This window comes from Mucilaginibacter sp. PAMB04274, assembly GCF_039634385.2.
Classification (GTDB): domain Bacteria; phylum Bacteroidota; class Bacteroidia; order Sphingobacteriales; family Sphingobacteriaceae; genus Mucilaginibacter.
This window is the reverse complement of sequence record NZ_CP155081.2, coordinates 1,909,591-1,923,995: the sequence shown is the minus strand read 5'-3', so window position 1 is coordinate 1,923,995 and position 14,405 is coordinate 1,909,591. Positions and strand designations below refer to the sequence as shown.

The window sequence follows — 14,405 nt, the reverse complement described above, 5'->3', positions numbered from 1 at the left end:
TTTAACATTACTAAAACGAAACGGCTATGCTTGCCGTGATAGCCGGGTTGGTATTAACGGCATTACCCAACCTGGTAAATATTGCATCTTTACTATCATACACTTTACCTTCTAAGCGTAGTAGGGCATTGCTTACCGGTGCGTAATCCAAGTTAATGGAATAGCCTGTGGTTTTAAAACCATTAGGCGTTCCGGTGGCTATAATGACGCCATTTTTGTCATGATAATACTCAACCCTGCAAGCCACCGCCCATTGCGTAGCTAACTGGTAGCGGGCAATGGCTACAGGAGAAATAATATGATTGTATTGATTACTGCCTTTGGCCTGCTGCTGCATACCGTAATCGAAACCGGCTGTTAACCCAAAGGCGCTGCTGAGCTGAAACACGCCGTAAAAGTTATTATAAAACCTGCGTACAAGTACAGAGTCAGCTCCCTCTGTTCCTAAATAATTACTGTAATTAAGGGTAATTTTATCAGTTGGCTTGTAGTAAACCTGCAAACCACCGGCGGGCTTGCTGTTGGCATCCTGACGGTTAATGCGTTGCCATCCGTTAAGGTATAAGCCTGTTAGGGTTAGCTTACCATCTGTTGTGGTATATCCCAGCTTTACGCCCGATTCATAATAAGGTGTATTTTCGGCCAGGATGCTGCGGGTTAACGTCCAGCAGTCTTTTGAAATAGCACTTTCAAACCCGATGTGCGAGGCGAAGATACCCGCATCGAGCCAAAGGCTGGCTGTTTTTGAGAGCTTCACACCAGCATTAGCCTCCAGTATATTCTTAAGAACCCCAGGTTCGGCAGCTAAATTAGCATTGGCATATGTGCCTGCCATAACAGCCATGTTGGCTCTTATACTGCCGTTATCATAATTGGCTTTTATAAAACCCAGGTTCAGGTTTACCTCGTTGTGCCGGTTGTGCGAATAGATAAATCCCGGGCGGTTATTATTGGTTGGCCGATTAAAATCGAACCCATAGTAAATTTCGGCATAACCGCTAACGGTTAATTTACCGGCCTTTGTACTGTCCTGGGTTTGAGATTTCGCTAATAAAGTGGTGCAGCTAAGCGCTGTTATGAGCAGAATATTTTTCATTTCGTGTTGTCAGTTTTGCTATAAAGCATTCGGTCATTCAGTGTGGTAACGAGAGCAATCTTTTTTTTGCAGCGTAAACTTTTTGCCACTAAAAAGGTCCCTCATTAGTATTGGTGATGACAAAGGATATTATGGTAGTTTCGGGTTATTTCTTTAATGCGTCTAATGCTACGTTCAGTTTAAGAACATTAACGCTTGACGGGCCGAACAAGCCCATTAATGGCTTTTGTGTATTGGCAGCAACCAATTGAGCCACTTGTTTTTCATCCAGCTTACGAATTGCGGCTACTCTTTTTACTTGTATAGCAGCTGCTTCGGGTGAAATGTCGGGATCTAAACCGCTGCCCGATGCCGTAACCAGATCAGCAGGTATATCGCTCTTTTTAACACCGGGATTATATTTTAATAACGTATCTATGCGGCTTTGTACATCCTTTAAGTAATCGGGGTTACTGGGGCCTTTGTTAGAACCAGCAGAACCTGCGGCATTGTAACCTACGGCAGATGGGCGCGTCCAGAAATACTCCGGCTTATCGAACTTTTGGCCCAGCAGTGCGTAGCCTATAATTTTCCCGTTGAGGGTTACTTTCTCACCATCACCCTGGCCTTTGGCCAATTTGCCGGCAAAGGAAATTAATACAGGGTATATTACACATAATAGTATTACGAGTACCAGTGTTAGTCTTAATGACTGTGTTAAACTTTTCATTTTATTATTTTATTTATTGTTATAAATGACAGCGTTTAATTCATTTGGAGAGGCTAAACCATAAGTCCCACAACCAAATCAATCAGCTTTATGCCAATGAATGGCGCAACTACACCGCCAAGGCCATATATCAGCAAGTTGCGGCGTAGTAACGCTGTGGCACCAATGGGCTTGTATTCCACCCCTTTTAAAGCCAATGGTATGAGTAAGGGAATAATAACAGCATTAAAAATTACGGCCGATAAGATGGCGCTTTCCGGACTGTGCAAGCGCATAATGTTCATACTCTGCAGGGCCGGTATAGAGGCTATGAACAATGCCGGTACAATGGCAAAATATTTGGCCACATCATTAGCTATCGAGAAGGTAGTTAGCGTACCGCGGGTAATGAGCAACTGTTTGCCTATTTCTACAATTTCAATCAGTTTGGTGGGGTCATTGTCCAGGTCTACCATGTTGCCCGCTTCCTTGGCCGCCTGTGTACCACTGTTCATGGCTACGCCAACATCTGCCTGGGCCAGCGCAGGTGCATCATTAGTACCGTCGCCCATCATGGCCACGAGCTTTCCAGTTGCTTGTTCCTGTTTAATGTAGTTCATCTTATCTTCGGGTTTAGCCTCGGCAATAAAATCATCCACGCCAGCTTTTTCGGCTATAAACTTGGCAGTTAATGGGTTATCGCCGGTTACCATTACGGTTTTAACACCCATTTTGCGCAGCCGTTCAAAACGTTCGGCAATACCTGGCTTAATAATATCCTGTAATTCAACCGTACCTAAAACTTCTTCATTTTGGGTTACCACCAGCGGCGTACCACCGTTTGATGAAATAGCTTCTACCCTGTCTTTAACCACAGCTTGCACCGTATGACCGGCATTCAGCGCCAGCTTACGCATAGAATCATAGGCGCCTTTGCGTATACGTATACCATCGGGCGTATCTATGCCGCTTGAACGGGTTTCGGCAGTGAATTTTATAGATACCGAGCCTTGCGGAGCTTGCAAAGACACACGGCTATTATTGTGCTGAGCCAGTTCGATGATCGATTTTCCTTCGGGCGTTTCGTCGCTTAATGAGGCCATTACGCAGGCCTTAACCAAATCTTCTGGAGCTACGCCGGGCGCTGGCCAAAACTGGGTGGCTTTACGGTTGCCTATCGTTATAGTTCCGGTTTTGTCAAGTAGTAATACGTCAATATCACCGGCGGTTTCAACCGCTTTACCGCTTTTGGTAATTACATTGGCACGCAAGGCCCTGTCCATACCGGCTATACCAATGGCCGATAGCAAACCGCCAATGGTGGTAGGTATTAAACACACAAACAGCGAAATAAGTGCAGCAACGGTAATGGGCGTATTGGCATAATCAGCAAATGGCTTAAGCGTTACACATACGATAATAAAGACGATGGTAAAACTGGCCAGCAAAATAGTTAAGGCTACTTCGTTAGGGGTTTTCTGCCGTGATGCACCTTCAACCAGCGCAATCATTTTGTCCAAAAAACTTTCGCCGGGCTGCGTGGTAACCATCACCTTTATACGGTCTGACAGAACTTTTGTACCACCGGTAACAGATGATTTATCGCCGCCAGACTCGCGTATAACCGGGGCAGATTCACCCGTAATGGCCGATTCATCTATTGTAGCCAGGCCTTCTACAATTTCACCATCGGTAGGAATGGTATCGCCGGCTTCACAAACAAACACATCGCCCTTTTTTAATTGATTGGATGATACAACAGTGATATTGCCTTTATCATCGATCACATTAGCGGGCGTATCTTCGCGGGTTTTGCGTAAGCTATCCGCTTGTGCTTTGCCACGTGCTTCGGCAATAGCTTCGGCAAAATTGGCAAACAGCAGGGTTAAAAGCAGTATTAAAAATATGATAAGATTATAAGCAAAGGTACCCTGGCCATTGTGTGTTAAACTGTATATGGTTACGTATAGCATAATGGCGGTGCCAATCTCCACGGTGAACATTACCGGGTTCCGCATCATCACCTTTGGATTAAGCTTTATAAACGACTGTTTTAATGCTGATTGCACTAAGGCCGGTTCGAATAATTTATTGGATTGAGATTTCATTTTGAGTATGAAGGTTGCCGCTCTTAATCCTCCTCGGGAGAGGAAGGGCTTTGAGAAGCATAATTTATATTTCTGTTTCGATTGCAAGTCTCCCCCGGGGGGAGATGAGAAGGAGCTTAATTAATCATGGAAAAATATTCAGCAATGGGGCCTAATACTAATGCAGGGAAGTAAGACAAGGCGTTTAGCACCAAAATGATGGCAAACGTCATGAGGCCGAAGGTTACCGTATCTACACGTAAGGTACCTGCACTTTCAGGTATATATTTCTTTTGTGCCAATAAACCAGCTATGGCTATAGGGCCAAAAATGGGCAGGAAACGACCCAGTATAAGTACGATACCGGTACTGATATTCCAAAAGATATTATTATCGCCCAACCCTTCAAACCCGGAACCGTTGTTGGCGTTAGATGACGTAAATTCGTATAACATTTCCGAAAAGCCATGATAACCTGGGTTATTTAACCAATTGGCCGGCTTAACAGCCCAATCGGCATTACCGTGTGCTACAAAAACATAACTGGCCAGGGCTGTACCTGCCATAATCAACAGCGGACTTAGCAGGGTTATAAGCGCTGCTATTTTCACCTCACGTGCTTCCACTTTATGCCCTAAAAATTCGGGCGTACGGCCAACCATTAAGCCCGATATAAACACGGCTATAATAAGGTAGATAAAGTAATTAAGTATGCCCACACCACAGCCACCAAAGAAACCATTGATCATCATACCCAGCAGTTGCCACAAGCCGGTAAGCGCCATGGTACTATCATGCATCCCGTTAACCGACCCTGTTGATACAATAGTAGTTAATGTGCTCCAGTATGCGGTAGCTGCTGGTCCGAACCTAACTTCTTTGCCTTCCATGGCTCCGGTGGCCTGTGTTACACCCATTTTAGCAATGGCAGGGTTGCCACTTAACTCGCTTGTTATAGTAGGTATCAACAGCATAAACATACCCGCCATCATTACTCCAAATATTACCCAACCCAGCTTTTTACGTCGTATAAAAATACCAAAGGCCAATATCATAGCCATAGGGATAATCATTTGCGATACTATTTCGGTTACGTTGGTTAAATAGTTGGGGTTTTCGAGCGGGTGCGCCGAGTTGGCTCCAAACCAGCCGCCACCGTTGGTACCCAGATGCTTAATAGCAATCATTTGGGCAGCCGGTCCACGTGACACGTTCACAGTATCGCCTTGCATGGATACAAACTGATCTTTACCGGCGTAGCTTGATGGTGTACCGTTGAAAGTGAGTATTAAAGCTACAACAATAGCTAACGGCAGCAACAAACGGGTAATGGCCTTTACAAAGAAATTCCAAAAGTTCCCCAAATCGGTAGTTGTTTTATCGCGAAATGCTTTAAATAATGCAACAGCTGCAGCTATACCGGTTGCCGCACTGGTAAAGTGCAAAAACATGAATATAAAGTGCTGAGTTAAGTAGGTAGCGCCGCTCTCGCCAGAGTAGTGTTGCAGGTTACAGTTAACTACGAAACTTATAATGGTGTTAAAAGCAAGGTCGGCCGTCATACCGGGGTTACCGTCAGGATTTAGAGGTAACTTGTCTTGATATATTAACACAAAAAAGCCGTAAACCAACCACAGGATATTGATGGTCATCATAGCTTTCAAAAACTGTTTCCAGTTCATGGGCTCATTAGGATTAATGCCCGATAATTTAAAAAGGCCTCTTTCGAGCGGCTTCATGAAATCTGTCCATACCTTTTCGCCGGCAAACATTTTGGCCAGGTACTTACCCAGCGGAATGGCTATGACCAGTGTAATGACAAAAGATGCAATGATGCCTAATAGTTCAGTGTTCATTGTTTGTGAAGGTTAAAATTTTTCGGGTTTGAGCAGTACATACACCATGTATGCAAACACTGCCAGAGAGATGATGAATAGCGCTAACATAATTTTCAGATTTTTTCGAACCAGTCGATAGTTTTAAAGATGAGCCAGCACAGGATGAGCAGGATCGCAAAGAGCAGAATGGTAAGCATAGTAATTGTTTTTACCCCTAATGCCAAAGCAGGTGCCGTTTTTAATACGCTATAAATAGAACCTTGACTACCAGTCAATTAAGCCACAAAAACAACAAAGTGGCAAAACCAGGAAATAAAAAACCCTTCCATTTTGGAAGGGTTGATTTTCATTTTGGAAGAGGACAACTTCATAATCACGATTGCTGAACGGTATAATCGTATGATTGTGAAGTGATAGCGGCGCATTGGCATTACAGCTCTTACTAACCGGTAATAACGTGCCACCTAAATAGAAGAATATTGTTATCGATACTTTTAAGAGGGATGCCAGATTAAACACCTTATTGTCCTCAATTTTTTGATTACCTGTGCATATGAGTGTATCCCAGCTTGGCCGATAAGTGCTAAATGCTATGTTAGCTTATACTCATCAAGCTTACGGTACAAAGTGGTAAGGCCAATGCCTAACAGGCGCGCTGTTTCGGTTTTGTTGCCGCGGGTGTGTGCAAGTACTTTTTGAATATGCTGCCGTTCTACTGTTTCTAAGTCTAAAGCATTGGTATTGGTACTAACGTAATTAAATTCTGGCGGTAGTAAATCGGGCGTAAGCAGGTTGCTATCAGCCAGGATCACCACGCGTTCCATCACGTTCTTCAGTTCTCGTATGTTGCCCTTCCAATGATGTTGGGTGAGCAGGCGTAAAAAGTCGTCAGTAAGTTTGATAGGGTACTTGCCGGCTTTAACAGTGAATTCTTTAAGGTAGTGCTTTGCCAAAAGTTCAATATCGGCCTTGCGCTCATTAAGCGCCGGTAAATGGATGGTAAAAACCGACAAACGGTAAAACAAATCTAACCTGAAACGGCCGGCTTCTGCCTCTTTTTGCAAATCGCGATTGGTGGCAGCCAGTATACGTAAGTTTACTTTGGTAGTTTGTGTATCGCCTACCTTAATGAAGGTTTTACTCTCGAGCACCCGTAATAGTTTGGCTTGCAGTTCCATGCTTACCTCGCCTATCTCGTCTAAAAAAACGGTGCCATGTTGGGCCTCTTCCAAAAGCCCTTTTTTGTCTTTTAAAGCCCCTGTAAATGCCCCTGCCTTGTAACCAAATAATTCGCTTTCCAGCAGTTCAGCAGTGAAACTACTGCAGTTGATTGCCACAAACGGCATCAACCGCCGCTGACTTTCATAATGTATGGCCGATGCAAAAACCTCCTTGCCGGTTCCGGTTTCGCCTAACAGCAATACGGTGGTATCGGTTGCAGCCACCTTCCGGGCCAGGCTAACCGCTTCTGTAATGGTCTTGGATGTTCCGATTATTTGAGCAAAGCTATGCTTGCTATGTATTTTCTTTTCCTGTTCGAAGGTACGCTGTTGCAGTTGTGCTTTCTGTAATGCCTGGTTTATAAGCGGTATAATCTTGTCATTATCGTCGCCTTTAGTTATGTAATTAAAAGCGCCGTTTTGCATGGCTTTTACCCCATCTGCTATGGTGCCATAAGCGGTAAGATTAATAACCTCTACGTATGGTTTTCTTTCTTTAATGGTTTTTACCAGGTCAACCCCGTTTACATCGGGTAGCTTTACATCACTAAGCACTACCTGCACATCCTCCTGTACCAATAGCTTTAGGCCGTCTTTGCCGGTGGCCGCCTGCAACACGCTAAAACCTTCTAACTCTATAATGCGCGAAAGCAAGCCACTTAATTTCTTTTCGTCATCGATGATGAGAATGGTATTTTGCATAGCAAGTAAATCAATGCAATAATATGCTTAAACTCCCGTAGAGGCAAGAAAAACATTCGGCCTTGCTTAAGCAAAAACTGATAGGACGTGCAACCAATTTATAAAATAGTCAACCGAACCTCTAACGAAAGATTTACAACAGGCAAGGTGCGCTTATCGGTTCGCTGTTTTTTGTGTTATTTATTTTCCCTGGTCCACTTTTGGGCGTTAAACAATTTATACGTTCCATTCTTAGCGTAAATTATCAGCGTTAAACATTGTTAGTATGTTTTTTAATTGTACGTGCACTTTAGCATCTTTAAGCTGGTTTTGCACATTATATTTACAACCATGAAACGCATTTTATTGGCAATGCTTACTATGGCAACACTTAGCTCCTCTGCTCAAAACATAGACACTGTATTTTTAAAGAGATTATTAGAGTCGCGGCCAGACTTGTTCGCAAACATCCTAAAGCATCCGCAACAAAACGAGGTTCAGTTACTTTACACAAAAATTGACCGGGATAAGAATAACGTTCCGCACTTTACCTCATATAGTTACCGCCTTAACCCCAAACGATACTTTTACCCGGCAAGTACAGTAAAATTACCTACAGCCATTTTTGCGCTTGAAAAAATAAATGAATTGAAAGTTACTGGTTTTAACAGAGATGCGGTAATGATTACTGACAGCGCCTTTGCCGGCCAAACTAAAGTTACTAAAGACCCTACCTCACCCAACGGCGCACCCAGCATTGCGCATTACATCAAAAAAATTTTGCTGGTGAGCGATAATGATGCTTATAACCGCTTGTACGAATTTGTGGGCCGTGAAGAGATCAACCAAAAATTAAAAAAGTATCAGTTAAACAATACACGCATTGTTGGCCGTTTAGCCATTGGTGATGTAGGTGAAGGCACTAAACATACCAACCCGGTAAATTTTTTTAAAGACGGCAAATTGGTTTATACTAAACCAGCCCTGTTTGATGCTAATGATTACCCCATGCAAATGGACTATATGCTACAAGGTAAAGGCTATCTGGATAACAAAGACCAGTTAGTAATGAAGCCATTTGATTTTAGTGAAAAGAACATTTACACCATAGCCGACCAGCAATCGGTTCTAAAGCGATTGATGTTCCCGGAGGTATATCCGTTAAAGCAGCGGTTCAATTTACTACAGGATGACTACCGGTTAATTTATAAATACATGAGCATGCTGCCTACCGAGAGCGATTACCCTGCCTACAAACGCCCGGAGTTTTATCCTGCGTTTTGTAAGTTCTTGTTTTATGGGTCTGACAGCAGTGCAGTGATTAACCCGGATATAAGAATATTCAACAAAATAGGTGATTCTTACGGTTATAATATTGATAACGCTTACATTGTTGATTTCAAAAACAAGGTAGAGTTTATGATTACGGCGGTAGTACAATCAAACGAAGACGGTATTTACAACGATAGTAAGTATGAGTACCAAACCGTATGTCTTCCTTTTTTGAAGAACATAGGCCAGGTACTTTATTCATACGAGTTAAAACGCAAAAAAGAACACCTGCCCAATTTGTCTAAATTCAAGTAACCTATTAATGGCTTTACTCAATTTGGCTAAGCGCTAATTAAACTTACCTTTTGCCTAGCCATTGTAAAGCGTTTAATAAAAACTTATTTTGCATGCTGTTGTGAAATGTATAGGATAGGGTTCTATTAGTATTATCAAACTTGTGCTCGTAGTCCATATCGTTGTGTCCCATATTCACATAAACCATACGGTAATTCTTGTTTCTCCAAGCCACCGGATAGTCGCCGCTATGCCAAATTTCATTCGGTTTTGGCCCGGTTCCTAACGGAAAGCTACTCGTATCAACTGATAACAGAATTTCGATTGCAGCATTCTGGCGCAGGTTCTTTTCCCACCTATACCATTCGTTAGGGGCTGCTGTAAAAGTTGCCGGAAGACCTTTTGTAATGTCACTTCGTTTATTTTCTACACGCAATACAGCAGAAGTTGGCCGCCAGGTATTGCTGCTATACTGCCCGGAGCCCAAAAATTCGTTATGGTACCAGTCCCAGTTTTGAGGAACGCCTGAAGGACTTAATGCGAAGGCTGCAAAATGGAACCCCATCCAGGCGCCGCCACCTTTCATGTAAGCCTCAAACGCTGCACGCTGTTCAGGCTGCTCTGGTCTGGTATCTAAAAAAAGCACCACCTGGTACTTGCTTAAAAAAGCCATATTCAGGTTGTTCCAGTTATTGGTAGAGTCATAAGTAAAGTTGTATTTCTTAGCCATTTCGGGAAACCAATGATTAGCTTCATGTACGAAACTGATATGAGCTAAATCTGCTTTAGCGGTATAAAAAGCAATGACCTTAAATTTCGGTTTTGCTGCATCTGCAGCAGCACCAATAGCTACAAGCGCGAATAACGCAACTACAGTAGCCAGGCCTTTAAAAGCTGTCTTCATATTTGGATTTGTTGTTTACTATCGTGACTGCATATTTTTTAGAGAAAGCTGTATCTGATCTAACAACTGGCTGTTTGGATCGGCATCGTATTCCCAAAACATTACTCCGGCCATTTGATGATCGATCACATACTTGCATTTATGCCCAACCGACCATCCGTCTTCATAGGTGATAAACTGCCTGTTTTTTGGGTTAAAAAGATAGGGAGCCCGTGCTGAGGTGTCCTGGTATCTTTGAAATCCGTTTTTGTTTATAAATTCATCCTGCAACACATAAAAGTCACGGCCTTGCATGTAAGCACTTTTACGGTCACCAAGTCCGGTACGTGCAGTGCTGTCTAGCTGAAACATTCTTCCATAAAAGGCAAGGCCCATAACTAGCTTGGAGATGGGTACACCTGCTGCTATATAATCTCTTACAGCCTTATCTGCACTGTCGCCGCGCGGATCGCTTGCCGATGCATACAAATTACTATGATGTACAGCCCGATTACCACCAAAATAATCGTAAGTCATTAAATTGATGTAATCCAAACTGACCTGAACTTTGCCCATTTCGGTATGCTTTAAAAAGGTACGGAAAGCACCTGTGGCAGCAGTCAGCAGAAATCGCTTGTCGAGCTTTCGTCCAGCCAGATCCAGCTCCAAACGCAATGCTTTAAGCAACAGGGTAAAATTTTGCTTATCCGACGCCAGGAAGTGGTGCCCACTGCCGGCCATGCCCGGATATTCCCAGTCTATATCAAGCCCATCCAGGTGAAACCTCTTCAAAAGGTCAACAGCACTGGCTGCAAAAGCTTGCCTGGAGGTATCAGAAAGTGCTGCTTCTGAGAAGCTATCGCTCCAGCTCCACCCACCTACTGACAGTAACACTTTGAGTGCCGGGTTCTTTTTCTTAAGGCCTATTAAGTTTACTAAATTTATGCTGTCTGTTCTGGTATAAGCCAGCCTGACCCTGTTGCGTACAACCTTGGCAAACGCATAATTGATGTGTGTCATCTTGTTAACATGGATTTGTTCTGCAGGTATGACCCTGCCCCGGTAACCACCCACATAACCAATGATAACCTTTTTGGGGCCTTCGGCGACAATGCCAAACACCTGTAACGCCACGCTCCAACACAAAAAAACAGAAAGGTAAATTTTGCTCATCTCGTTTTTAGTTATATCGGTAAAAGATCATAGTATGCTCTTTAAAACCAAATGCCGTTTGTATACTTTAAGTTCTCAAGGCCCAGAATATCGCATTGCTAACAAGCCGTTTATAAGCCTCATTCTTAAACAATTCGGGGGAATGCCCCATAAAAATATACACGTTTCTTGCCTTGACTTGCGGATTCACCCAAACTACCGGATGATCACCCATTTTACTAGTGGCAGATGGCTCATACGTGCTTTCATCAACACTGGCCAGTACCTTAACCTTACCACGGGGGCTCTGATTGTAGGTGTACCATTCCTCTTTTTCGATAAGAAATGTAGCCGGAACACCCTCCATTACCGGGTGCTTCCCATCTTCTACCTTTACCATTCCGTTGGCAAACGTTGAGATGTAATTTTTAAAGCGGATATCACCCATAAAATGTGCAAACCACGACCAAAGCGGGTAGCCATCAAACTGCCCAAGCAAAGTGGCATGATGAAAGCCTAACCAGCCGCCTTTTCCCTGTTCTATATATTGTTGAAAAGCTTTTTCAGCTTTTGGTGGCCAACTGTAAGGAGGATAATCAAGCTGTATAATAAGTTGATAGTGATCCAGGCTACCTGGCCCGATTTGTTGCGCATCAGTGATATAATCTATCGTTAAACCGCTATCGGTAGCCAGTTTGTTTAACCAGTTTTTTGCTGCCAATGAATAGGCCAGGTGATGACCGCCATTTTCATATAGCACCAGCACACGCCGATGTGATACCTGGCCCGCCCGCGCCCGAAGCGCGCACATACTGAATAACATAACTAAGGCAATGCAAAACAGGCTTTTCATTTGATTTCAAACTTTAGATTAGTATTAATTGCGTTAAAGCCGGCCTCACTTGTTGCTGGACAATCCCTGGTTTACCACATCTTGTAACTCAAAATCTGTACTCAGCTTAATATCGTTTGAGGCGGCGCCAATCATTAATTTAAATGATCCCGGCTCAGTGATCCAGCCTTGCGTTGGTTTATAAAAAGCTAACTGATCTGGTTTAACCGTAAATGTAACGCCCTGATGTTCGCCGGGCTTAAGCATTATTTTGGCAAAAGCTTTTAGTTCTTTAACCGGCCTTACAACAGATGCCTTTTTATCCTGTAAGTACAGCTGCACTACCTCTTCACCGGCAAAGGCACTGTTGTTAGTGAGTGTGAACGTTACATTAAAGCTTTCCTTTTGCGTTAGCTTGGCTTTACTAATTTTCAGGTCGCTATAAGTGAAACTACTGTAGCTTAACCCGTAGCCAAATGCGTAACGTGGGGTATTAGGCAGGTCAATATATGCTGATTTGTACACGATTCCGCTGGTAGCAGTAACCGGCCTGCCGGTGTTTGAGTAATTATAAAATATAGGGATTTGCCCCATAGCGCGTGGGAAAGTGATCGGAAGCTTTCCGGATGGATTATAGTCGCCTGAGATAACGTTAGCTATTGCATTTCCGGCTTCAGAACCCAGCCAGAAAGCGTATATAATACCTTCTGCTTTATCAGCAATGTCATTAAAAATCATTGGCCGACCCGCCATTAATACAACAATTACCTTTTTACCGGTGGCCTTAATGGCATTAAACAATTCCTCCTGTTTACCGGGAAGATGAATGTCTGAACGCGACTTAGCCTCACCCGACATATCTCCTGCCTCACCCAACGCCATAATTACTATATCCGACTTGGTGGCCAGTTCAATAGCTTCATGAAAGCCTGCACTACTGGTATCATTGATGCCGCAACCACGGGCATAATTAAACGTGGTTTGCGAGCTAAACTTTTTACGCAAACCCATATATACGCTGGTTATACTTGCTGTATCTGCATACACGGTCCAGCTTCCCGCTAAGTCCTTTTTTGCTTTTATAAGCGGCCCAATTAGCGCTACCGATTTAGGTGCTTGCTGAAGGGGTAAAATATGGTTCTCATTTTTAAGTAACACTATTGATTTTTCCGCAACCGATCTTGCAATCAATTGGTGCGAATTATCGGCCATCACTTTTGCTTCGCGCGTTGCATCACAAAACCTATAAGGATCATCAAACAAGCCCAATTCGAACTTTTTATATAAAATGCGCCGTACGGCATCATCTATCCATTTGATATTGACCTTACCGGAAACAACCAAGCTTTCCAGCTCCTTTTTGTACGCCTGACTTTCCATATCCATATCGCTGCCGGCAGTAATGGCATGGCGTGCCGCATCTTTCAAATCATCAGCATAGCCCCAGGTTGTCATCTCACCTATCGATCCCCAGTCACTTACAACAAATCCCGGGTACTTCCAGTCGCCTTTTAATATATCGCGCTGCAAATACCGGTTGCCCGTAGCCGGGATGCCGTTCAACGTATTAAATGAATTCATAAAAGTGGCAATGCCGGCATCTGCTGCTGCTTTAAAAGGCGGTAAGTATACCTCCTGCAACATTTGCTCGCTCATATCAACCGCATTATAATCGCGGCCGGCAAGCGCAGCGCCATAGGCGGCAAAGTGTTTGGCGCAAGCCATAACGGCATCGGTACCCCCAAGCCTTTCACCCTGGAAACCCTTTACCCTTGCTTTGGCAATTACCGACCCTAAGTAAGTGTCTTCTCCTGCCCCTTCCATTACACGTCCCCAGCGCGCGTCACGTGCAATATCAACCATGGGTGCAAAGGTCCAGTGAATACCAGATGCAGCCGCCTCTTTAGCCGCTGTATGCGCAGACAAACGTATGGCGGCAGTGTCCCAGGATGCTGCTTCGGCCAACGGGACCGGAAAAACGGTTTTATAACCATGAATTACATCCAGGCTAAAAAGCAGCGGGATTTTCAGCCTCGATTGCAGGGCCACTCCTTGTATCTCGCGTGTATCTTTAACGCCCTTTACATTGAGCATCGAACCCACCATACCGTTTTTAATTTCGTTACGCAGGTTATATTGCTGGGGGTTGGATGGCCCGGTTACATCACGTCCGGAATATTGGTTTAACTGGCCAATCTTTTCTTTAAGCGTCATAAACCTAAGTACAGAATCAACCCGTTGATGAATGCGCTTGTTTTGAGCCGATGTATTGAGGCAATACATGAGCAGAAAACAAAGCGCCACATTGTATTTTTTCATTTTTGTTGGTCGTAATTTTAACTGCACCTGATGTATCACCCAA

11 protein-coding genes are annotated in these 14,405 nt (G+C 43.7%); 1 reads left to right on the top strand and 10 read right to left on the bottom strand.

Features of this window, described 5'->3' with window-relative positions; genetic code table 11:
- Positions 1-10 precede the first annotated feature (10 nt).
- The 6 genes from ABDD95_RS08050 to ABDD95_RS08025 form a co-directional block, all read right to left on the bottom strand.
- Positions 11-1,096 carry a porin gene (locus tag ABDD95_RS08050; RefSeq protein WP_345951370.1) on the bottom strand — a complete coding sequence of 362 codons (1,086 nt, stop codon included), beginning with the start codon at positions 1,094-1,096 and terminating at the stop codon, positions 11-13.
- Positions 1,097-1,241: 145 nt separating this feature from the next.
- A complete protein-coding gene (locus ABDD95_RS08045) occupies positions 1,242-1,805 on the bottom strand; it encodes a K(+)-transporting ATPase subunit C (RefSeq protein ID WP_345951369.1) in 564 nt (187 codons plus the stop codon).
- A 53-nt stretch (positions 1,806-1,858) separates the two neighbouring features.
- Positions 1,859-3,892: a potassium-transporting ATPase subunit KdpB gene (gene kdpB, locus ABDD95_RS08040; RefSeq protein ID WP_345951368.1), complete on the bottom strand. Its 2,034-nt coding sequence runs from the start codon at positions 3,890-3,892 to the stop codon at positions 1,859-1,861.
- A gap of 116 nt (positions 3,893-4,008) precedes the next feature.
- Positions 4,009-5,727, bottom strand: a complete 1,719-nt coding sequence (kdpA, locus tag ABDD95_RS08035) for a potassium-transporting ATPase subunit KdpA (protein WP_345951367.1) — start codon at positions 5,725-5,727, stop codon at positions 4,009-4,011.
- A gap of 12 nt (positions 5,728-5,739) precedes the next feature.
- The gene (locus ABDD95_RS08030; protein ID WP_188418949.1) at positions 5,740-5,817 is read right to left on the bottom strand and encodes a potassium-transporting ATPase subunit F; all 78 of its coding nucleotides are present in this window, start codon (positions 5,815-5,817) and stop codon (positions 5,740-5,742) included.
- Positions 5,818-6,299: 482 nt separating this feature from the next.
- Positions 6,300-7,631 (bottom strand): sigma-54 dependent transcriptional regulator, encoded by a 1,332-nt coding sequence (locus ABDD95_RS08025; protein ID WP_345951366.1) that lies wholly within the window; start codon positions 7,629-7,631, stop codon positions 6,300-6,302.
- 330 nt (positions 7,632-7,961) lie between these two features.
- Here ABDD95_RS08025 and ABDD95_RS08020 point away from each other — a divergent pair, with 330 nt between their 5' ends.
- Positions 7,962-9,197: a serine hydrolase gene (locus ABDD95_RS08020; RefSeq protein ID WP_345951365.1), complete on the top strand. Its 1,236-nt coding sequence runs from the start codon at positions 7,962-7,964 to the stop codon at positions 9,195-9,197.
- A 43-nt stretch (positions 9,198-9,240) separates the two neighbouring features.
- On the opposite strand, the gene ABDD95_RS08015 is transcribed toward ABDD95_RS08020, so the two are convergent.
- The 4 genes from ABDD95_RS08015 to ABDD95_RS08000 form a co-directional block, all read right to left on the bottom strand.
- The gene (locus tag ABDD95_RS08015) at positions 9,241-10,080 is read right to left on the bottom strand and encodes a ThuA domain-containing protein (protein ID WP_345951364.1); all 840 of its coding nucleotides are present in this window, start codon (positions 10,078-10,080) and stop codon (positions 9,241-9,243) included.
- 18 nt (positions 10,081-10,098) lie between these two features.
- Positions 10,099-11,232 carry a glycoside hydrolase family 18 protein gene (locus tag ABDD95_RS08010; RefSeq protein ID WP_345951363.1) on the bottom strand — a complete coding sequence of 378 codons (1,134 nt, stop codon included), beginning with the start codon at positions 11,230-11,232 and terminating at the stop codon, positions 10,099-10,101.
- 67 nt (positions 11,233-11,299) lie between these two features.
- On the bottom strand, positions 11,300-12,064 hold the full coding sequence (locus ABDD95_RS08005) for a ThuA domain-containing protein (RefSeq protein ID WP_345951362.1): 765 nt from the start codon (positions 12,062-12,064) through the stop codon (positions 11,300-11,302).
- A 45-nt stretch (positions 12,065-12,109) separates the two neighbouring features.
- Positions 12,110-14,362, bottom strand: coding sequence for a glycoside hydrolase family 3 N-terminal domain-containing protein (locus ABDD95_RS08000; RefSeq protein WP_345951361.1), 2,253 nt, complete (start codon positions 14,360-14,362; stop codon positions 12,110-12,112).
- Between the last annotated feature and the right edge of the window lie 43 nt (positions 14,363-14,405).

Coding starts and splice junctions, on each gene's coding strand:
- ABDD95_RS08030 (WP_188418949.1), bottom strand. CDS start 5,817: ATGTTAGCGCTATTCATCATCTCTCTGGCAGTGTTTGCATACATGGTG.
- kdpB (WP_345951368.1), bottom strand. CDS start 3,892: ATGAAATCTCAATCCAATAAATTATTCGAACCGGCCTTAGTGCAATCA.
- ABDD95_RS08010 (WP_345951363.1), bottom strand. CDS start 11,232: ATGAGCAAAATTTACCTTTCTGTTTTTTTGTGTTGGAGCGTGGCGTTA.
- ABDD95_RS08000 (WP_345951361.1), bottom strand. CDS start 14,362: ATGAAAAAATACAATGTGGCGCTTTGTTTTCTGCTCATGTATTGCCTC.
- ABDD95_RS08005 (WP_345951362.1), bottom strand. CDS start 12,064: ATGAAAAGCCTGTTTTGCATTGCCTTAGTTATGTTATTCAGTATGTGC.
- ABDD95_RS08045 (WP_345951369.1), bottom strand. CDS start 1,805: ATGAAAAGTTTAACACAGTCATTAAGACTAACACTGGTACTCGTAATA.
- kdpA (WP_345951367.1), bottom strand. CDS start 5,727: ATGAACACTGAACTATTAGGCATCATTGCATCTTTTGTCATTACACTG.
- ABDD95_RS08020 (WP_345951365.1), top strand. CDS start 7,962: ATGAAACGCATTTTATTGGCAATGCTTACTATGGCAACACTTAGCTCC.
- ABDD95_RS08025 (WP_345951366.1), bottom strand. CDS start 7,631: ATGCAAAATACCATTCTCATCATCGATGACGAAAAGAAATTAAGTGGC.
- ABDD95_RS08015 (WP_345951364.1), bottom strand. CDS start 10,080: ATGAAGACAGCTTTTAAAGGCCTGGCTACTGTAGTTGCGTTATTCGCG.
- ABDD95_RS08050 (WP_345951370.1), bottom strand. CDS start 1,096: ATGAAAAATATTCTGCTCATAACAGCGCTTAGCTGCACCACTTTATTA.